We start from the raw sequence: 596 nt of genomic DNA on the forward strand, positions 1-596 counted from the left end.
TGGTGAACCCGTCGGTGGGCAGGTAGTCGGCGTAGCGGCGGGGCATGCCCTCGTTGCCCAGCCAGTGCTGGACCAGGAAGGTGGTGTGGAAGCCGATGAAGGTGAGCCAGAAGTGGATCTTGCCGAGGCCCTCGTCGAGCATCCGGCCGGTCATCTTGGGGAACCAGAAGTAGATGCCGGCGTAGGTGGCGAACACGATCGTGCCGAACAGCACGTAGTGGAAGTGGGCCACCACGAAGTAGGTGTCCGAGACGTGGAAGTCCAGCGGTGGGGAGGCCAGCAGCACCCCGGTCAGACCGCCGAACACGAACGTCGTGGCGAAGCCGATCGAGAACAGCATCGGCGTTTCGAAGGTCAGCTTGCCGCGCCACATGGTGCCGATCCAGTTGACGAACTTGATGCCGGTCGGGATCGCGATCAGGAACGTCGTCAGGGAGAAGAAGGCCAGCAGCACCGCGCCGGTGGCGAACATGTGGTGCGCCCACACCGCGCCGGAGAGCACCGCGATGGACAGCGTGGCGAACACCATTCCCTTGTAGCCGAACAACGGCTTGCGGGAGAACACCGGAATGATCTCGGTGATGATGCCGAAGAAG

Annotated in this window: 1 protein-coding gene; it reads right to left on the reverse strand. The window is 63.3% G+C overall.

Annotated elements, in window-relative coordinates; genetic code table 11:
* Positions 1-596 (reverse strand): cbb3-type cytochrome c oxidase subunit I (locus ACFQE5_RS16500; RefSeq protein WP_379586110.1); only part of this gene is annotated, 596 nt, incomplete at both ends.

The sequence above is a fragment of the Pseudonocardia hispaniensis genome, assembly GCF_042658695.1.
GTDB lineage: Bacteria > Actinomycetota > Actinomycetes > Mycobacteriales > Pseudonocardiaceae > Pseudonocardia > Pseudonocardia hispaniensis.